Annotated in this window: 1 protein-coding gene; it reads right to left on the bottom strand. The window is 65.9% G+C overall.

Annotated features, from left to right (window positions below):
• Positions 1-293 (bottom strand): amidase family protein (locus AC2ETI_RS32710; protein ID WP_483635061.1); only part of this gene is annotated, 293 nt, incomplete at both ends.

The raw sequence follows: 293 nt of genomic DNA, 5'->3' as shown, positions 1-293 counted from the left end.
GTGATCACGCCGACGCGCAGGCGGGTTGAGCTGGGTCCTTCGATCAGGCGAACCGGTGCGAGTCGTGGATTGCGGTAATAACTTTCGGCCGCTGACATCCATCGTGCAGTGTCGCGAACCGTGCGGGTGACAGCGCCCTGAGCGATCAGCCGGATCGGCATCGACTTGTCGGCCGGATCGGCGATGGTCCGGCCGCGAGTGGGTTTGAGTCCGACGAGTCCGCAGGCAGCGGCGGGAATGCGAATCGATCCACCACCGTCGTTGGCGTGCGCGATCGGGAGGACTCCGGCAGC

The sequence above is a fragment of the Rhodococcus sp. MurmanLake-1 genome (assembly GCF_056945715.1).
Note: the sequence above shows the minus strand (reverse complement) of the source record. Positions and strands in the feature narration are given on the sequence as shown.